Origin of the sequence: Aeromonas sobria (genome assembly GCF_006243315.1) — a bacterium.
Taxonomy (GTDB): domain Bacteria; phylum Pseudomonadota; class Gammaproteobacteria; order Enterobacterales; family Aeromonadaceae; genus Aeromonas; species Aeromonas sobria_A.
Window position 1 is genome coordinate 1 of the sequence record NZ_NKWE01000048.1, and the last position, 18,121, is coordinate 18,121.

General features: G+C 59.8%; 15 protein-coding genes. 7 read left to right on the top strand and 8 right to left on the bottom strand.

Annotated features, from left to right (window positions below; all coding sequences use genetic code 11):
• Nucleotides 1-322 precede the first annotated feature (322 nt).
• Both CF137_RS21990 and CF137_RS16465 read left to right on the top strand, forming a co-directional pair.
• A complete protein-coding gene (locus CF137_RS21990; protein WP_162515965.1) occupies nt 323-514 on the top strand; it encodes a hypothetical protein in 192 nt (63 codons plus the stop codon).
• A gap of 384 nt (nt 515-898) precedes the next feature.
• Nucleotides 899-4,762: a DEAD/DEAH box helicase gene (locus CF137_RS16465; RefSeq protein WP_139720387.1), complete on the top strand. Its 3,864-nt coding sequence runs from the start codon at nt 899-901 to the stop codon at nt 4,760-4,762.
• A 140-nt stretch (nt 4,763-4,902) separates the two neighbouring features.
• On the opposite strand, the gene CF137_RS16470 is transcribed toward CF137_RS16465, so the two are convergent.
• On the bottom strand, nt 4,903-5,796 hold the full coding sequence (locus tag CF137_RS16470; protein WP_139720389.1) for a DNA replication terminus site-binding protein: 894 nt from the start codon (nt 5,794-5,796) through the stop codon (nt 4,903-4,905).
• Between the two features lie 522 nt (nt 5,797-6,318).
• On the opposite strand from CF137_RS16470, the gene CF137_RS16475 reads away from it, so the two are divergent.
• Nucleotides 6,319-6,528 (top strand): DUF1127 domain-containing protein, encoded by a 210-nt coding sequence (locus CF137_RS16475; RefSeq protein WP_042021218.1) that lies wholly within the window; start codon nt 6,319-6,321, stop codon nt 6,526-6,528.
• A 295-nt stretch (nt 6,529-6,823) separates the two neighbouring features.
• Complete coding sequence (gene astE / locus CF137_RS16480; RefSeq protein WP_139720391.1) at nt 6,824-7,849, top strand: succinylglutamate desuccinylase; 1,026 nt, start codon at nt 6,824-6,826, stop codon at nt 7,847-7,849.
• Nucleotides 7,850-8,008: 159 nt separating this feature from the next.
• Here the strand turns inward: astE and CF137_RS16485 are convergent, their stop codons facing one another.
• Both CF137_RS16485 and gloB read right to left on the bottom strand, forming a co-directional pair.
• The gene (locus CF137_RS16485; protein WP_139720393.1) at nt 8,009-9,571 is read right to left on the bottom strand and encodes a lytic transglycosylase; all 1,563 of its coding nucleotides are present in this window, start codon (nt 9,569-9,571) and stop codon (nt 8,009-8,011) included.
• Between the two features lie 70 nt (nt 9,572-9,641).
• Complete coding sequence (gene gloB / locus CF137_RS16490; protein WP_139720395.1) at nt 9,642-10,406, bottom strand: hydroxyacylglutathione hydrolase; 765 nt, start codon at nt 10,404-10,406, stop codon at nt 9,642-9,644.
• 72 nt (nt 10,407-10,478) lie between these two features.
• Here gloB and CF137_RS16495 point away from each other — a divergent pair, with 72 nt between their 5' ends.
• Complete coding sequence (locus CF137_RS16495; protein WP_162515966.1) at nt 10,479-11,201, top strand: methyltransferase domain-containing protein; 723 nt, start codon at nt 10,479-10,481, stop codon at nt 11,199-11,201.
• Here CF137_RS16495 and rnhA read toward each other — a convergent pair.
• A complete protein-coding gene (gene rnhA, locus CF137_RS16500; RefSeq protein ID WP_042021226.1) occupies nt 11,189-11,653 on the bottom strand; it encodes a ribonuclease HI in 465 nt (154 codons plus the stop codon). The two genes, CF137_RS16495 and rnhA, sit on opposite strands and share 13 nt — an antisense overlap.
• 75 nt (nt 11,654-11,728) lie before the next feature.
• On the opposite strand from rnhA, the gene dnaQ reads away from it, so the two are divergent.
• Nucleotides 11,729-12,463, top strand: a complete 735-nt coding sequence (gene dnaQ / locus CF137_RS16505) for a DNA polymerase III subunit epsilon (protein WP_139720398.1) — start codon at nt 11,729-11,731, stop codon at nt 12,461-12,463.
• Nucleotides 12,460-13,731 carry a TIGR03503 family protein gene (locus CF137_RS16510; RefSeq protein ID WP_162515970.1) on the top strand — a complete coding sequence of 424 codons (1,272 nt, stop codon included), beginning with the start codon at nt 12,460-12,462 and terminating at the stop codon, nt 13,729-13,731. The genes dnaQ and CF137_RS16510 overlap by 4 nt, the downstream gene beginning before the upstream one ends.
• A 163-nt stretch (nt 13,732-13,894) precedes the next feature.
• On the opposite strand, the gene mltB is transcribed toward CF137_RS16510, so the two are convergent.
• The 4 genes from mltB to CF137_RS16530 all read right to left on the bottom strand — a co-directional run bounded on the left by mltB (nt 13,895) and on the right by CF137_RS16530 (nt 18,058).
• The gene (mltB, locus tag CF137_RS16515; protein WP_139720402.1) at nt 13,895-14,977 is read right to left on the bottom strand and encodes a lytic murein transglycosylase B; all 1,083 of its coding nucleotides are present in this window, start codon (nt 14,975-14,977) and stop codon (nt 13,895-13,897) included.
• Nucleotides 14,978-15,120: 143 nt separating this feature from the next.
• The gene (locus CF137_RS16520; RefSeq protein ID WP_139720405.1) at nt 15,121-15,735 is read right to left on the bottom strand and encodes a CDP-alcohol phosphatidyltransferase family protein; all 615 of its coding nucleotides are present in this window, start codon (nt 15,733-15,735) and stop codon (nt 15,121-15,123) included.
• 14 nt (nt 15,736-15,749) lie between these two features.
• Nucleotides 15,750-16,400: an ATP-binding cassette domain-containing protein gene (locus CF137_RS16525; RefSeq protein WP_139720496.1), complete on the bottom strand. Its 651-nt coding sequence runs from the start codon at nt 16,398-16,400 to the stop codon at nt 15,750-15,752.
• 23 nt (nt 16,401-16,423) lie between these two features.
• Nucleotides 16,424-18,058: an ABC transporter permease family protein gene (locus CF137_RS16530; RefSeq protein ID WP_139720406.1), complete on the bottom strand. Its 1,635-nt coding sequence runs from the start codon at nt 18,056-18,058 to the stop codon at nt 16,424-16,426.
• Nucleotides 18,059-18,121 lie beyond the last annotated feature (63 nt).

An 18,121-nucleotide genomic window follows, 5' to 3' on the forward strand; every position in this document is an offset into this window, starting at 1 on the left:
TTATGACGACAGTCCCTAGGAAAAACTAAAAAATGAACGCACCATGTACTTGTATTCCGATTATTCAATGCTGCCACGCACCTGGTTGGCGTCAGAGGGTCTCTTCAAAGCCTTTATTGGCGGGCGATTTTTTGGGGGCTGTGGTTTTGACAGGAGCAATAGCCATCTAAACGAATTCTCTTGGAGTGAACGATCTGGCGCAGCCATGAAACCGCTTGTTACCAGCAGGGGCTGGTACACGGCAAGCGGGGTGCATAATTGGCCGTTATTTTGCCACATGGGTTCCAGTTAGGCCATGAACCAAGGCTAACGGAATGCCATCATGGCCGCTGCCATCCCCTGCACAAGAGAGGGCGATATAGACATGGCCAGGCTGCCCAAAGTATCGGCTTCACAGATGAAACCTGCCGTGCTGGACAGTGATGCACTGTTGGCGTTGGCCATCCAGCTCACCGGTCAGCAGCTTGGCTTCCAGTGCCTTGATGAGACGCAGTTTATTAAGCTCGGGGCATAGCAATGCACCTCAATTCAGCTGATAAGAGGTCGCATTCGCATTCGCAATGCGAAGGTCGTAATGTCAGCCCCTGCTGCAGTATCCATTTACCCAAGGTCGGCCAGTTATCGTTCAAAAATTGAAAGCGCTTTCAGAAATCCTTTTCAACTGTGATCTGCTTCATAGCTTTTTCCGTCGTCAAGCTCTAGCATGACGGCACGAATTTGGGGCTCACGCCCTCGATTTTCCCGCTGTGGGAAGTACCGGACAATCCGGCTATTTCCTTCGTTACTTTCGACGGTCATCACGGATGGCCGTTTTTTTTTGAGTTATTTCGCAGTTAAGGGTCGAGCCGCTGACGCTTTACCGTTAAAATTCCGCTTTTGCACCTGCCCGTGAGTCTTGATGTCTGCGTCCACCCTCTCTTCGGATAGTTATGCCCTGCTCAGCACCCTGCAATTGCAGCGCGTCGCCAGTACCCGTTTGCTGCAAGATCAACTGGCGGTTGGCCATGCGCTGATCGATAAACTGACTTCGCTGCAAGAGGCCGGGTTGGTGAGATTGCGCGGAGAGCAGCAGTGGAGCTTGACTGCCGAAGGCGCCCTGGCCTTGATCCTCGGGGTGCGTGCCGGACTCTGCCCAGCACCGGACTGGAGCCGGGTGCCCTCGTTGACCGGGCAGGACCTCACCCATGCGGTGGTGCGCGAGCTATGTCGCGGCAAGGCGGGGGAGATACCGACCTATTTTTCCGCCAGCGATCTGCTGACCCTGCTCGATACGCCGGATGCACACCAACTGTTGGCAGGCTCCAGCCCCGCCTGGCAGCAACTGCTGCTGGAGCACTTCTCGCTGCAACTGCTGCTCGATGCCCCGTATGAAGAGCGCTGGCCGCTGGCCAATGCCCTGGTGCGCTGTACTCCCGAGGTACAAGCCCGAGCCAAAGAGTGTGAGGCAGAGTGGCACTGGCTTTGCGGTGATGGTGAGCTGGATAGTAACAAGGATGCCGCCACCCGCTGGCCTGCGCTGCAGGCGTTGGCCCAGCAGAGCCAGAGTGGTCCGCTCGATGAGCACTTGCTGACGGCGCTGGGGCAGTGGCAGGGCAGTGATGAAGGTAATGCAGGGCAGTGGCCCCGTTCATTCAGCGCCCTGCTCTGGCTTGGCTGGTTGCAGCAGGCCGATCCGGTCATTGCCAGCGAACAGCGCAAGAAGTGGCAGCGCAGCCTGACTGGCCAGTTCCCGCTGCTCTCTGATCTGCTCAGCCAGTGGGCGGGCGATCGTCACGGTCAGGCGGTCGGTCTGTTCGATACCCTGCAACTGCCGGTGGAGGAGCTCCACTGGGGTTATCTCTGGCTCGATCTCTGCGCGCTGGCCCGTCACGGTGCCCAGAGTCCGCAAGTGGCGATGCTGCACAAGTGGGATCTTACCCATCTGCTCGATGCCGAGCCCCATCATCGCCTGATGGCGTTTTGTCAGGATCTGCTGCGTATTTTGCTGGGGGAGGGGGCCAAAGGGGCGCCGCTTTGCCAGCTGCGCAGCAGCCATGGCTCGGCAGATAGTCAAGCTGATGAGCAAGAAGAGGAGGCCGACGAAGATAACAGTGCGGCCTCTGCCAGCTGGCTCAACTGGTTGCAGGGGTTGGGTCGCTCCAGCGGGGTGCGCAAGCCCCAGGAGCGGCTGGTGTGGCTGCTCCATGCCGAGGGCCCGGAGCTGGAGTGCAAGATCCAGAAGCTGAGTACCAAGGGGGAGTGGACTGCGGGTCGTCGGGTCGATCCGGCGCTGCTCTCCACCCAATATGCCGCCATGCTCGATGAGTACGACTGGGCGCTGGTGCGCACCCTGCCACGGGTGATGGGGCAGTTGCCACGGGATGTCTGGCCACCGCTGGCCGATCATCCGCGGTTGTTCAATGCCAAGGGACAAAAACTGCAGCTTGCCATCAGTGCGCCCCTGCTGCAGGTGGTCGCCACCGAGCAGGGAATGAGTGCGGTGCTCTGTCCGGATGCCGCGGCGCGCGGGGCCCATATAGTGCCGCTGGCGCAAGACTTGTGGCAGTTGATCCTCACCCCGCAGGCGCTGCTCGACCGGCTGCCTGCGCTCGAATCTATCCCGCTGCTGCCCGCCGAAGGGCTCGCCGAGCTGCAACGCACCCTGGATGGTATTGCTGAACTCCCTTGGCACAGCCAGGTTGCGGGGCTTAGCGGCAATGCCGAACTGGCCCCCTGGCCGGGTATTCCTTCGGTGCAACTGGATTGGCAGGATGGCCAGCTCTCGGTCAAGCTGGTCACCCGCTTTGACGAGTTGCCGCCCCAGCCCCTTGGCAAGGGGGAGCCCATCGTGCGGCAGGGGATCAAGGCCTATCACTACTGGCTGCGGGATCTCGCGGCCGAGAAGGTGCAGGCCCAGTTGCTGCGTAATCAATTGCCCATCGGCCTGCCCGGCAGCGAGTGGTTGCTGCAAGGGGAGCAGGCGCTGGCGCTGGTCAATGCCCTGCCCGAGCTGGTGGATGCCGGTGTGGTCATTCACTGGCATCAGGACAGCGCCCGCCTCAAGAGCCTTGATGAAGCGGCCCTGAGCCTGCGCATCGAGCGGCGCCAGGACTGGTTCCAGGTCGAAGGGGCGCTGGCGCTCGATGAGCATCAGATCCTCGACCTGCGCCTTATCTTGCGCCAGATGACCCCGGGCCAGCGCACCGTTCAGCTCGACGAGAAGACCAGCCTGATGCTGAGCGACAAGCTGGTGGAGCGGCTCACCATGTTGGGGGCCATGCTCGATGAAGAGCAGCGGATCAACAACAAGCTGGCTTATCCGCTCACGCGCCTGCTCTCGGTCATCACCACCGAAGGGGATACCGCGTGGCAATCCCTGCAGCAGGAGTGGCAGCAGGAGGTCGCGTGCCCGGACGAGCTGCTCACCGCCCTGCGAGACTACCAGAAGGATGGGGTGCGCTGGCTGGCGACCCTGGCCCATCACGGTTTTGGCGCCTGTCTGGCCGATGACATGGGTCTGGGCAAGACACTGCAGGCGCTGATCGTACTGCGGATGCGCCAGCACTTGGGCCCGGCGCTGGTGGTGGTGCCCAAGTCAGTGGTCACCAACTGGCAGGAGGAGGTGGCTCGCTTCGCCCCCGAACTGGAGGTGGTGGTGTTTGAACATGCGTCCGGGCGCGAGGCGATCATTCGCGAGGCCAAGGCCGGTCAGTTGATCCTCATCAACTACGGCATGCTCGGCAGTCTGGCGGAGGCACTCAAATCCCGCCGCTGGTCGAGCATGGTGCTCGATGAGGCGCAGCAGATCAAAAATGCCGGTACCCAGCGCGCCAAGCTGCTGTTCCAGCTCGACGGTGATTTTCGCCTCGCCCTCTCCGGCACCCCTATCGAGAACCATCTGGGGGAGCTGTGGAGCCTGTTTACCTTTATCAACCCGGGGCTGCTCGGCAGCCTCGGCGAGTTCAAGCGCCGCTTTGGCAAGGCGGTCAAGGATCCCCAGCACATGGCGCTGCTGCGGGCGGTGATCAGCCCCTTCATCCTGCGCCGTCTCAAGCAGCAGGTGCTGACCGAGCTGCCAGACAAGACCGAGATCATCCACCACATCAGCCTCTCCCCCGAAGAGCGTCAGCTCTACGAAGCGACCCGGCGCGAGGTGGTGCAGCAGGTGCAAAGTGCCGATGGCCGCGCCCTGATGCATGTGCTGAGCGGCCTGACTCGGCTGCGCCGTCTCTGCTGCTCGCCCGAGCTGGTGATGCCCGAGTGGTCGCAAACCAGCAGCAAGCTGGACGAGGCGATGGCGCTGCTGGAAGAGGCCATCGATAACGGTCATCGGGTATTGGTGTTCAGCCAGTTTGTCGATCTGCTGAGCCTGCTGCGGGCCCGTATCGAGCAGAAATCGTGGGATTACTGCTATCTGGATGGCGCCTGCTCGGCCAAATCCCGCCAGGAGTCCATCCTGCGTTTTCGCCATGAAGCGGTGCCGCTGTTCCTGATCAGCCTCAAGGCGGGGGGCACGGGTCTTAACCTGACTCAGGCCGATACCGTGTTGCACCTCGATCCCTGGTGGAACCCGGCGGTGGAAGATCAGGCGAGCGATCGGGCCCACCGGATGGGACAGACCCAGCCGGTGACCGTGTACCGGCTAGTGTGTGAGCAGACGGTGGAGGAGAAGATCGTCGCCCTGCACGACGAGAAGCGCGCGCTGGCCGATGGGCTGCTGAGCGGCCAGTCGGAGGTGCGCGGGTTAGACGTAGAGAGCCTGCGGGCCTTGTTGATGGGCTGATTGGCTTTACCGCCTTCCACACCGCTATCCATACAGAAAAGGGGAGAACATCCAAAGATGTTCTCCCCTTTCTCGTTTGGGATGCTGATGTGGGATGTGCCGTTTATCGCGGCAAGGCGGCCCAGTGATCCCTGATCCAGTTACCCCTGATAGAGATAGAGGTGCAGCCGCTCGATGATGGGCTCGCCGCCAATTTTGCGATCCCGCCGCGCCTGTCGGCTCTTGGGGGGATAGTTGCCCAGATGGGTGACTGCGGGCGGGGTATCCGAGCAGAGCAGCAGCGGCAGGCTCGCCTTGATCTGCTGTTTGCGCGGGGTGCGCTCCAGCCAGAGCAGGTTGATCATCGGGTGGGTTTTGACCGGGCGACGGATCCGCAACTCGGCATCGGCGGGCAGGCGGCGAATGTCATACACCTCCTGATCCACCATCTTGCTCCACTCCTCGTTATTGGAGAGGGCCGGTATGTAGCGGCGGCTGCGCTCCAGCATCTCCAGCACCTGCTCGCGACTGAGGCGATTGATGGTCTGCTTGTCGGCCCAGGTAAAGCCGAGGGATTGCAGCTCCCCGGCCAGCAGGGTCAGCTTGCGATAGACCTGCAAGGTGATGACCCCGGGCAGGGCGGTGTGCACCAGATCGAACTTCTCGTCCCGTCCGCCCGCCTGCTGTACCAGAGTCTTGAAATCGAGCTTGTGCTGGTTGATTTGGTCGATCAGCGGTTGCAGCAAGGGGGCGGCGGCGGCAGGAAAGCGCAGCCAGCCGGGCAGCCGGTGAGTCGCCTTGGTTGAGCAGCCGGGGCGGGCACTATGATCCCGATAGGCTGCGAGGGTGGCCGCCAGCGCCGCTTCACCGTTGAGGTAACCCACCTCAATCTGCGCGATCGGGTCGTGCTCTTCCCCTTGCGGCACCGGGGGAAGGGGGTAGACATGGGCCTCTTGCAGCGCGAGCTGGCCGAGCAGGTCAGTCAGCTGGTGCAGGGAGGCTTCAATGGCTGCCATCTGTTGGCGCAGGGCCGCGGTCGGGGTAAAGGTATCCATCGATGATCCTGTGGTTTCATCCGCCGTTGACGGCATAAGCTATGGCGTCAGGGCGGGCGACTAAACTACTGTATAAATAACCATATCATTGTGTCGGTTGCGCGCCAAGGGGCTCGTTTACAGGTTGCTGTGCAGCAGGATGTGAGTGAATGAACTGGAGTTTATTTTATGTATCATTGTGTTAAATAGAGATCACCAAAAGATCTCCTGATTAACAACCGAATGTAATGGTGGGGTTGCCAGCGCTTGGGGGCATATTGGCGAGTGCATAGGCAGCGCGGTAAATTGCATATGTAAGGTGGTGCCATGCAGCACAATATGCTGTGGGCAGTGGATGGCCGAATGGTGATTTAATTACTCGTTATAAATCAAATGATTAAAATCGTATCAGTCAGATTTATGCCATTAGTTTTACTAATGTAATGTATCAAAATTCGTCAATTGAGTCGGATGTTCTCCCTGACTAAGCTTTGCGCATCAAATTAAGCCCAGTGCGCAAACATAATCCAGAGGAGCCACAACATGGCCAACATGACTTATACCGAAACCGGTTACCAGCAGTCCAGCCAATTGAATCTGGTTGCTCGGGTGAAAATGGCCGTTCTGACCTGGCTGGAGCGTAGCCGCAGCCGTCGCCAGCTCTCCGAGTTGCCCGAGTACCTGCTCAAAGACATCGGCCTGAACGAAGCTGACCGTTATCAAGAGACCACCAAGCCGTTCTGGCGTGGTTGATCAGCCGGGCATGGATGCCTTGTTTTTCTGCTGACTCGTTTGCTGTTCTGCCCCCTGTGGCGCCCTGCCATCGGGCTGGCAATAGTCTGTTTTATCTCCTCCCGTTTTCCCCCTGTTGTTTGTTGATCCTGTTTCCTCTCCTCTTTATTTCACATCGCTATTTTCATTGCTGCCGTTGTTCGATTGTTATCACGGATGTATCGTTAATGTTTGAATTTGTTTAAAAAACGATTTTAAGCCGCGACGCCTTGCGTATAATCCGGCCATAGTGATCCAGAGCAAGAGGGTGAGACGGATGATTCCCCAGCACGATTTTTTGGCCCTGACCCGCAGCAATGAGTGGCAGCTTGAGCCCTTTGAATTTGCCCTGCCCGACGGCGCGCGGGTCAGCGTCTGGGATACGGGGGTGCTCTGTCTGGAGCCTGCCAAAGGCGCAGGCGAATTGCCGGGCGGGCGCAAGGATATCGTGCTCTCCTGCGGCATTCACGGCAACGAGACCGCTCCCATCGAGATCTGTAATCAGCTGCTGAGCCGTCTGCTCTGTGGCGAGCTGAGCGCCCGCCATCGGGTGCTGTTCCTGTTTGGCAATCCGGCGGCGATGAACCTGGGGCTGCGGGAGGTAGAAGAGAACATGAATCGGCTCTTCTCTGGCGCTCACAGCAAGGGGGAGGGGCTCTGCAATCGGGAGCGGATCCGCGCCATGCGCCTCGAGCAGTATGTGAGCCGCTTCTTTGCCGATCCGGCCCGGCCCCGCTATCACTACGATCTGCACACCGCCATTCGCGGCTCTCGCCACGAGAAGTTCGCCGTCTACCCCTTCCCCCACGAGCGGCCTCACTGCCGCGAGCAGGTGCAGTTCCTCGGCGCCTGCGGGGTGCGTACCCTATTGCTGTCTAATGCCCCTACCACTACCTTCAGCTACTACAGCTCCCGTCAGCATGGTGCTCATGCCTTCACGGTGGAGCTGGGCAAGGTACGGCCGTTTGGCGAGAACGACATGACCCGCTTTATCGAAACCCGGCAGGCGCTGCAAGAGCTGGTGAGTCAGGATGAAGTGGTGCTGGAGCCCTGGCGGGCAGAGGATTTCACCCTGTTTGTCATCGATCGGGTGATCACTAAAAAATCGGCGGACTTTCGCTTCCTGTTTGCCAGCGATGTGGACAACTTCACCGAATTTCCCCAAGGGTTTGTGTTGGCCGAGGATGGCGAGCTGCGCTACACGGTCGAGCAGCCGCGAGAAGCCGTTGTCTTTCCCAATGCCAACGTGGCGGTCGGCCAGCGCACCGTGCTGCTGGTGGTGCCAACAAGGCTCTGGGAATAGCGCTTGAGCTCTTTGCCAGAAGAGCGGTGAGGCGTTCGCAGGCAGCGCCAAGCCACCGTTTGGGTTGGCGACTGAGACACAGCGGTTTGCCGCAGGAATAAAAAAACGGGGCCAGTCGTTTGACTGGCCCCGTTTTGTATCGGGTTCAAGCGGTTGCGCTTAGCTGTTGTTCTTCACAAACAGGGTCAGCTCCTGACCGGGCTTGAGGTACTCCCCTTTATCCAGCTGGTTCCAGCGCATCACATCGTTGATGGCAACCTGGAAGCGGGCTGCGATGGAGGAGACAGAGTCACCGCGGCGTACCTGATACACCATCGACTTACCGCTCTTCTTGCCTGGCTTGGTATAGACCACCAACTTCATGCCCGGCTTGAGTGCCGATTTGGCATTCAGACCGTTCCACTTGGCCAGTTCGCTATGGGAGACGCCATGGGTCTGGCTGATGCTCCACAGGTTGTCACCTGAGCGGACTTTATAGTTGATCTTGTTTTGGCTGCTGCCACGGCTGGCAAGCTGCTGAGGCTTGCTGGCGAGGGTGGCTTTGCTGCTGACCCGACCGTTGCCCGGGATCTCCAGTCGCTGACCACGACGCAGGTTATTGCTGCGCAGATTGTTGGCCAGTTTCAGTTCACTGACGCTGACGCCGTGATTCTGGGCGATCCGTGACAGGGTGTCGCCACTGGTGACCAGATAGGAGCCAGAGCCCGTGGTGGGGCGAGTGCGCTCACTTTGGGGCAGATCGGCCAGCGCCAGCTCCAGGGTATCGGCATACTCTACCGGTACCAGCAGACGGTAAGGGCCACGGGGGGACATCACGCCACGGCTCAAGGCCGGATTGACCTCCTTGAGCTGTGAGGTGCGCAGGCCCGCCAGTTGCGCCGCCACGTTCAGATCGATCCGGCTACCGGTATCTACCACCCGCAGCTGCGGCTGGTTGGCGAGTACCGGCAATTGGACGTTGTACTTGTCGGCATTGCTGATCATGTCCGCCATGGCCAGGATCTTGGGGACATACATCCGGGTTTCGCGGGGCAGGTCCAGCGACCAGTAATCGGTCGGCCGACCGGCGCGCTGGTTACGTTGAATGGCGTTGCGCACCCGACCTTCACCGGCATTGTAGGCGGCCAGGGTTTGCAGCCAGTCGCCATCAAAGAAGCGGTTGAGGTACTCCAGATAGTCGAGCGCCGCATTGGTCGAGGCCATCACATCGCGGCGACCGTCATACCAGTTGTCATGGCGCAGACCGAAGTTCTTGCCCGTGGCGGGCACAAACTGCCACAGACCCACCGCATTGCTGCGGGATCGGGCATGGGGATCAAACATGCTCTCGATCATCGGGACAGTAATAAGCTCCATTGGCAGCTCACGCCGTTCAATCTCCGCCACCATCAAATAGAGGTAGGGTTCAGCCCGGCTGGCAATGGTCGCCAGATGCATATCATTACGCAACAGCAATGCACGTTGTTGGCGCACGCGATCATTCTCTGGGGTATCAAGCTGCATGTCATTGCTGATACGTACCCACAGATTGTCGGTATCTTCCATTTCGTCTAGCTGTTCATCGCCAAACAGAAAACCGGAAGCGTGCTTTTTGTGCGCTTTTTTGTTGACTTGTGGGGACTTGATCGACTCGATTGCCGTTAGCGCCCGGTCATCCTGATGGCTCAGGTTTTGGCAGCCGCTGAGCAACAGCGCCGCCAATAAGGCCGTTCGTACCTTCATCTCGCTCCGGTCATTTTTAGGAAAAACAGCGGGCATCATAAGGGGCAATGCCCCTCTGATCAAGGTTTGTTCAAAAAACGTCCTTCCACTGGCGCAGTATGGTGAAGGTATCTACCGGATTTTCCACGCATTTTAGCCCATGTTTTTCAGCAGAAAATTTTACCGAATCCTGCTCGCAGCGCAGAAAAACGTTGAAAGTGCGCTCGTCTGCCAGTCGGGTCGGCAGGCTTGGCAGCCCTTGCTGGCGCAGTTTGCTGATCAGACCGATCTGACGCTGGATCGCCGGGTTGCCCGGTTCGACCGCATAGGCAAACCGCAGGTTGGAGAGGGTGTATTCGTGGGCACAATAAATGAGGGTCTCATCGGGCAGGGCGGCGAGTCGTTGCAGTGAGTGGTACATCTGCTCCGCAGTCCCTTCAAAAAGGCGCCCGCACCCTGCCGAGAAGAGGGTGTCACCACAAAACAGCATGCCATTGCCGTAATAGGCGATGTGACCACGGGTGTGGCCGGGCACATGGAGCACCTCGAGGGCGAGGCCGTGCCAGGTGATCTGATCGCCGTCGTCCAGCCACTGGCCGTGGTGATCCGGCATGGGGTCAAGTTTGGGGCCATAGAGTCTGGCATGGGGGAAGTGGGCGAGCAGTTCGGTGACGCCGCCCACATGATCATGATGATGATGGGTCAGCAAAATGGCATCGAGTTGCAACCCCAGCACGGCGAGCCGCTCCAGCACCGGCGTGGCCTCGCCAGGATCGACCACCAGACAGTGATTTTCGTGGCGGATCAACCAGATATAGTTGTCATTAAAGGCAGGAACTGTGATGACGGTATACATGAGTTTGCTTCTCTTTAGGGAGGGTATCTTATATAACAGGATGGCGTTCGAAACCCCGAGTTGAGCTCTATTATGCAGGTGGCACATACCGAACAACAAATCGAGATACCGACCAGCTGGTCTGCCCTCCCTATGGGGGATTGGGTCGCCGCAGAAATCCAAGATCGGCTCGACAACTGGTGTCCCAATCTGTTTGGTTATCATCTGCTGAAAATTGGCGCCCTGAGTGCCGAACTCTCCTGTAAACGCTCATCCATTCGTCATCAAATAGGGGTGGCACCCAGCGGGCGCTTGCTCGATATGTACGGCGATCCGCTGGATCTGCCGGTACGTAGCGGCAGCGTCGATGCCTGCCTGCTGGCCCACTGCCTCGACTTCTCTGCCGACCCCCATCAGGTATTGCGTGAAGCCGAACGGGTGCTGACCGATGACGGCTGGCTGATCATCAGTGGCTACAACCCCTTGAGTCTGGTCGGGATCGGTCATTGTGTGCCGTTCTTGCGGCGAAAACTGCCCTGGTCGGCACGGATGTTCACCCCAGGACGGGTCACGGACTGGCTCCATTTATTGGGCTGTGAGGTGATGTTTGATGATCGTTTTGGTTACTCGCTCATGGGCAAGCAGAGCTGGCACAGCTGGTGGAGAGAGAGTGTCGGGCGGGATTATTGCAGGGCGTTTGCTTCGGTATATGTGATCGCGGCCCGTAAACGGCGCTTTCCATTGCTCCCAGTGCGGCGGCGCTGGCAGTTGCCAAAGTCGCTTGCCACACCGGGAATGGCACGTCAGGGCTGGTAGCCGGTATCCTCGGCCAGATCCTTGCCGCAGGCGGCGTCACGGGCCAGTTCGTCACAGCGCTCGTTTTCGGGGTGACCCGAGTGGCCTTTCACCCAGAGCCATTCGATCTGATGGCGAGCCACTTCCGCATCCAGCTCCTTCCAGAGATCGACATTTTTGACCGGCTGACGGCTGGCGGTGATCCACCCTTTTTTCTTCCAGCCGATGATCCACTGGGTGATCCCCTGGCGCACATACTGGCTGTCGGTGGTGAGACGTACCTTGCACGGTTCGTTGAGGGTGCGCAGGCCCATGATGGCGGCCATCAGCTCCATCCGGTTATTGGTGGTCAGGGTAAAGCCTGCGGAAATTTCTTTACGATGGGTACCGTAGACCATGACGGCGCCGTAACCACCCGGGCCGGGATTACCGAGGCAGGAGCCATCGGTATAGACATCAATGTGTTTTAACATGAGCAATCAATCTGTTTTAGCATGAGGCTTGGGGTAAACTAGCGAGTAAAACCGAAGTTTGACATAGATTGGATCATGAACACACCCCAACTGAATCGCCAGATCATCCTGGATACTGAAACCACGGGTATGAACACCAGTGGCGGCCCTATCTATATGGGTCACCGCATCATCGAAATCGGCTGTGTGGAGGTTATCAACCGCAAGCTGACCGGTAATCACTACCACGTCTATATCAAGCCGGATCGGCTGGTTGACCCGGAAGCTATCCAGGTTCACGGCATTACGGATGCGTATCTGGCGGACAAGCCTCCCTTCAGACAGATCGCTGATGACTTCATCGAGTTTATTCGTGGCGCTGAGCTTATCGCTCACAACGCGCCGTTTGACGTCAGCTTTATGGATTATGAGTTCAGCAAGCTCGGACTCGACTTCAAGACGGCAGATATCTGCAGCATCACAGATACCCTGGCGATGGCCCGGGATATCTTTCCCGGCAAGCGTAACAACCTGGATGTGCTGTGCGATCGCTACGGCATAGACAACTCTCACCGGACCTTGCACGGGGCTTTGCTCGATGCGGAGATCCTGGCGGATGTTTATCTGCTGATGACCGGTGGCCAGACCAAGCTGAATCTGGCGAGCGAAAACAGCGAAAATGAAAACAATCAGGACACCAGTATTCGGCGGCTGGAGAGCAACCGTCCCGCGCTCAACATTGTGCGCGCCACTGCCGAGGATCTGACACTGCACGAGGCCCGACTCGATTTGGTGCAGAAAAAAGGAGGTAGTTGCCTGTGGCGCGAGTGAGCAAGTGGTGGGGCTGCCTGCTGCTGTTAGCCTCGTTGGGCGCAACAGCGACCGAGACTGAGGTGTTTGCACCCTCCGATATTCCGTTGCTGGATAACCGTTTTCGTATTGATTACGGGGTGAAGGAGATCACCTTTATCGTCAAGCGCAAGCCACAAACTCCCTCGGTGATCCTGGTGCGGCCCGATGGTAGCAAGCTCTATGTCGGCAAGGTCAAACCCGATGAGGTCGGCTGGCTGGCACTCCCTGAACATGACCTTATTACCCTGCGCAATCCTATGCCGGGACCTTGGCAGGCCATTGGCGAGGTCGACCCCGATAACCGGGTGCGCATCCTCTCCGATATCCGGCTCGATATCGCGGCGCTACCGATGCAGCTCTATCAGGGGGAGCTGATCAAGCTCAAGTCATGGCTGTTGATTAATGGTCAGCCGCCAAAGGATAAATATTACCTCTCTGATCTGGGGATGACCGTCAAGCTGCAATCCTTCAGCGATGCCAGCCAGCAAAGGGTGGTGCTGGATGAGGTACTTGGCCACTATCGCGATGATGGCAAGGGGCTCGACGAAGTGCCGGGCGACGGCATCATGACCGCGGAAGTGAGCCTGCAGGATATTCCCGGCGGCAAGTACCGCGCCATGTTCAGCACCGGTAATCAGGTGTTCGTGCGGGCCCGTTATCAGGACATCCTGCTCTATCCCTCTCCGTTTGCCTACAGCCTGGCGCCGCCTTCAGAAGAGTTGGGGGCCAAACTTTCACTGCTGATTGATCGCGATGAACTAGATCCTGCCTCTGTGGTGGTTAAAGGCCGTGTGACCAGCAATGTGGGGGGGGATTACGCTTTTAGCGAGATGGCCATTGATCCCAAATTGGACATTGATCTCTCCATGATCACCGCGGTCGGGCAACATGTGGTGAATGCCACCCTCTATGGCACCACCCTGCAGGGTCGTGAGCTGAAAATCACCTTACCGGCCAAAACCTTCAACATCTTTCCGCCGCCACCACCTCCTGAGCCTGTGGTGGTAGCACCAGTGGCCTCCAGTGCGGCAGCGACTGATGAAGTACCAAAACAGCAAGGTATAAGCTGGTTAGTCTGGGTGCTGGCCGGTGGCGGGGTGTTATTGGCCGTCATACTGGGTGGGGTCGGATTTGTGGTGGTGCAAAAACGTCGGGCCCTCAAGCGTGCCCTGGCTGCGGCGCAGGCTGAAAATCAGCAATCGGCGCAACCTGCCGCCAAGCTGGATCTTAACTTGCCAGAGCAGTGATAGATGAGTTGCCACATCGGTGCGCAACCATGCTGAACCACAAACGGTGAACCATAAATGGTGAACCACAATAGAACACGGGAGGCAGGAACGACTGGTTTATAGCCAGCAGATCCTGCCTCCCGTTTGTTGATATGAGGCGCCATGGCGCCTCATTGTGTTGCTAGCGTGCCGCTTTGACTGCCAGACCCAGCTGCCACACCGCCATGGCGTAGTGGGTGCTGTGGTTGTAGCGGGTGATGGTGTAGAAGTTGGGCAGGCCGTACCAGTATTGGTAGCCGGTGCCCACATCGAGGCGCAGCAAGCTCGACTCGCTGTGATTGCCCAGGTTGCTGGTGGGCGTCAAACCGGCGCTGCGCAGGGTGGCGACCGGGTAGCGGGTCTGGAAGCCATGCTCATAGCCGGGCAGTTGGCCCTGGCCGCGCACCGCCACCGGTTGGCCTTTCTCCCAGCCGTGGGCCTTGAAGTAGTTGGCGACGCTGCCTATGGCATCCACCGGATCCCATAGGTTGGTGTGGCCGTTGCCGTCAAAGTCCACCGCATAGCGCTGGAAGCTGGAGGGCATAAACTGGCCATAACCCATGGCACCGGCGTAGGAGCCCTTGGGCTCTGCAGGATCCATCCCCTCGTCGCGGGTCATCACCAGGAAGGCTTCCAGCTCGCTGGTGAAGAACTCGGCGCGGCGCGGATAATCAAACGCCAGGGTGGCCAGCGCATCCAGAATCCGGGTCTTGCCCATCACCCGGCCCCAGCGGGTCTCGACCCCGATAATGCCGACGATGATCTCCGGCGGTACCCCATAGATCTGTTCTGCCCGATTCAGCTCGCTCGCGTATTCACGCCAGAAGTTGACGCCGTTTTGCACGTTGTCGGGGGTGATGAACTTGGCGCGATAGCGGTTCCAGGCACCGGTCGGGCCGGTGGGCTTGGCGGTAGTCGGTGCCTGGGCATCCATCAGGCGGATGATCCAGTCGTAACGCTCTGCCTGTGCCAGCACCTGATGCAGTTGTGCGTTATCAAAACCGTGCTTCTCGACCATCTTCTGGACGAATCTGTCCACATTGGAGCGATTGGCGAAATCCCCTTTGCTAACCCCTTGTGTGTAAACAGGTTTGCTCGAGGGCGCCTGATTGATAAAGGCGCTGTTGGGCTGGGGGATGACCACGGGCTTGGGGGCCGGGGCGCTGCTGCAGCCACCGAGCAGGGGGAATAACGACAGAGTGAGAAGAGAGGCAAGGCGACGCATAGGGTTCTCAAAGAGACTGAAAAAAGTGCCGTCATGGTAAAACATTGTCATCCGCGTGCAAGTGTTCCGTGTGCCTTATTGGCCGTCAATTCATCGAGCGATGGATTAGCCCTCCGGTGAGGGCTGCAATGTTCAGCGAGGGGTCAGCGCGGGGTGTGACGTAGGGTGTGATAACCGCTCCAGAGCCGGGTCAGGGTGGTGATGAGGCAGAGCAGGGCAAAGCCGTAGGCGAGCGGGGCGAAGGCGGCGGGCCACAGGCACATCAGCACAAAGAGAGCGATGGTCTCGCTCCCCTCGGTGAGGCCACCCAGATAGTAGAGGGACTTGTGGTGATAGACCGGATTTTCGATCCCCCGCTTGCCTGCCATGATGGCAAACGCCAGAAAGCTCGACCCTGTGCCCATAAAGGCAAACAGCAGGGTGGCGGCGGGCAGTGCGTTGGCGGGGGCTGCGAGGGCAAAGCCCAGTACCACGGCAGCGTAGAAGATGAAATCCAGCGTGATGTCGAGAAAGCCGCCGCAGTCGGTGATGCCGGTTTCCCGCGCCACGGCGCCGTCCAGTCCGTCCAGCAAGCGGTTGAGCAGGATGGCCACGAGTGCCCACTGATAGCAGCCAAAGGCCAGCAGCGGTAGCGCCAGCATGCCGATGGCAAAGCCGGTGAGGCTCACCTGATTGGCACTGACCCCGGCACGGCAGAGCGGCTTGGCAAGCTGGGTGAGGGGGCTGCGGATCACGGGGATCAGATGGCGGTCAAACAAGGTGAACTCCTCGGTCAAAAACAGGATTCGGTGAGGTGGAGTATGGTGCTCGGCGCGTCTTCCGCGTCGTGGGTCACCAGGATGGCGGGAATGGCCAGCGCCTTGATCTGCGCGAACACCAGCTGGCGAAAGGCGGCCCGCAGCGGCTTGTCGAGGCGGGAGAAGGGCTCGTCCAGCAGCAGGGCATCGGGTTCGGCCAGCAGCGCCCGCAGCAGACTGACTCGCGCCCGCTGACCCCCTGACAGCAACTGTGGCAGCTTGTCAGCCTGATCCGCCAGCGCGACCTGCGTCAATGCGGTCAGTGCCTTTTCCCGCCGCGCGCGTTTTCCCTTGATGGTTGCAGGCATGCCGAACATCAGGTTCTCCGCCACCGTCAGATGATCAAACAAGAGGTCATCCTGAAACAGCATACCGATGCGCCGCGCTTGTGCTGGCAAGGCGTTGAGTGGCCGCTCGCCGAGCTTTATTTCCCCCTCCAGCCGGATCGGGCCGCTCCCCGTCAGCGCGCCGGGCAGTACCCCGGCCAGCCCAGCCAGCAGGGAGCTTTTACCACAGCCGCTTGGCCCCATCAGGGTCAACACTTCGCCGGGGGCCACCTGCAGGGCGGGCAGCGAGAGCAGCAGCTTTTCATCAAGATAAAGCCGAAGAGGCGTGGTGTTCAGCACATGGCTATTTCCATCATGAGAGTTCATCGTGAGCCGCCCCCCTTGAGCGCCGGATTGATCCGCGCTGGCAGCCAGAGCGCCAGCAGATAGATAACGAGCGGCAGCAGCAGTTGCAGCAGGCCGTAGAGCCCCGCCAGCCGCCGGTTGAGGCCGCTGCCGATGGCCACCGCTTCGGTGGTGATGGTGACCACCCTGCCTGCGCCAAAGAGCAGGGTCGGCAGATATTGGGCCAAACTCACCGCCGCCCCGACGCTGAAGGCAAACAGCAGCGGGCGCGCCAGTAGCGGCGCTTTCACCTGCCACCAGGCTCGCCATGGGGTTGCCCCCAGCAGCAGGGCGCTTTGGGTAATACGCGGGTCGAACTGGCGATAGGGGCCGTGCAGGCACAAATAAACATAGGGAAAGACAAACAGCAGCTGGCTCCAGAGCACCCAGCCCCAGCCAATGCCGCTGCTGATCGAGTGATGTGCAAGCCAGTCCAGTCCGAGCCGGATACCAAACAGCAGGCTTGCCTGTGGCAGTAACAGCGGCAGGCAGATAAGCCAGAGTGGCCAGGGGCGGCGCCCCGCTTGCGCCTCCAGACTCAGCACCGTCATCACCAGCGCCAGCAAGCCGCTCGCCAGTGCCAACAGCGCGTTGGTTGCCAGCAGCGGCAGCAGGGTTGGTAGCAGATCCAGCCAGTAGTGGCCGCTCCACTGGCTGGGCCAGAGGGCGGGAAAGGGCCAGCGGCGCGCCAGCGACCAGAGCAGCAGGGCCGCCAGTACCGCCAGATTGAGAGTGATCAGGGTGAATGCAAAGCCAGCAGCGAGCCGGTTGGCAAAGGGTTGGGACGCCACCCGTTTGCCATCGAGCCAGCAGCTTTTGCCCATCTCGTTATGAAACCACTCCAGTAATCTGAGCAGGGCGATCAACAGCGCCGTGATGGCGAGCAGCAGCAGGGCGCCACTGGCGGTGGCGCCGCGCCAGAGCAGGTCCGGGTCCTGATACCAGAGCCACAGCCGTACCGCCAGCGGGGCGGGGGCATCGGGCCCGAGCAGCTGGGCGAGATCCACCACCGCCACGCCGTAGGCCGCCACCGCATAGATGGGCAGGCGCAGGGCAGGCCACAGGGCGGGCAGCAGCAGGCGCCACCAGATCTGGGGGGCGCTGAAACCGAGGCTCGCCCCCAGCCACTGTTGGCGCGCCAGCTGGATGGGTTGCTGCGCGGCCATCGCCATCAACAGCAGAAAGGGGGTCTCTTTGAAAACGAGCAGTGCAATCAGCCCGAGCCCCAGAGGATCCCGAATGGTCTGCCAGTCGGGGGGCAGTTCAAATCCGGTGAGGGTTGGCGAGACGAGCCGCAGCAGCCAGCCGGAGGGGGCGAGCAGAAAGGCAAAGCCGATGGCAAAGGCGACGTGGGGCATGGCCAGCATGGGCGAGAGCAGACGACGGAGCAGCCCGAAAGCCCGGCTGTCGCTGTGGGCCAGCAGCAGGGCGGTCAACAGCAGACTGCCAAGGGTTGAGGCGGCGCCAATCCACAGACTCAGCGCAGCGGAGTGCCAAAGACCAGGCTGGGCCAGCAGCAAGGCGAGATGAGAGGCGGTCATCCCCTCCGCCAGCAGTTGCCACAGCCCTGCCAGCAGGGGGATGACGAAGATCGCCAGATAAATGACCGCCATCCCCGTACTCATACTGGGGTGGCGTGTCAACCGGCGCCACGGTCGGGAGCGGGAAAGCGGGTG

Excerpts from the sequence above, each read along its gene's own strand:
- CF137_RS21990 (WP_162515965.1), top strand. The coding sequence starts at position 323 with ATGGCCGCTGCCATCCCCTGCACAAGAGAGGGCGATATAGACATGGCC.
- CF137_RS16465 (WP_139720387.1), top strand. The coding sequence starts at position 899 with ATGTCTGCGTCCACCCTCTCTTCGGATAGTTATGCCCTGCTCAGCACC.
- CF137_RS16470 (WP_139720389.1), bottom strand. The coding sequence starts at position 5,796 with ATGGATACCTTTACCCCGACCGCGGCCCTGCGCCAACAGATGGCAGCC.
- CF137_RS16475 (WP_042021218.1), top strand. The coding sequence starts at position 6,319 with ATGGCCAACATGACTTATACCGAAACCGGTTACCAGCAGTCCAGCCAA.
- astE (WP_139720391.1), top strand. The coding sequence starts at position 6,824 with ATGATTCCCCAGCACGATTTTTTGGCCCTGACCCGCAGCAATGAGTGG.
- CF137_RS16485 (WP_139720393.1), bottom strand. The coding sequence starts at position 9,571 with ATGAAGGTACGAACGGCCTTATTGGCGGCGCTGTTGCTCAGCGGCTGC.
- gloB (WP_139720395.1), bottom strand. The coding sequence starts at position 10,406 with ATGTATACCGTCATCACAGTTCCTGCCTTTAATGACAACTATATCTGG.
- CF137_RS16495 (WP_162515966.1), top strand. The coding sequence starts at position 10,479 with ATGCAGGTGGCACATACCGAACAACAAATCGAGATACCGACCAGCTGG.
- rnhA (WP_042021226.1), bottom strand. The coding sequence starts at position 11,653 with ATGTTAAAACACATTGATGTCTATACCGATGGCTCCTGCCTCGGTAAT.
- dnaQ (WP_139720398.1), top strand. The coding sequence starts at position 11,729 with ATGAACACACCCCAACTGAATCGCCAGATCATCCTGGATACTGAAACC.
- mltB (WP_139720402.1), bottom strand. The coding sequence starts at position 14,977 with ATGCGTCGCCTTGCCTCTCTTCTCACTCTGTCGTTATTCCCCCTGCTC.
- CF137_RS16530 (WP_139720406.1), bottom strand. The coding sequence starts at position 18,058 with ATGGCGGTCATTTATCTGGCGATCTTCGTCATCCCCCTGCTGGCAGGG.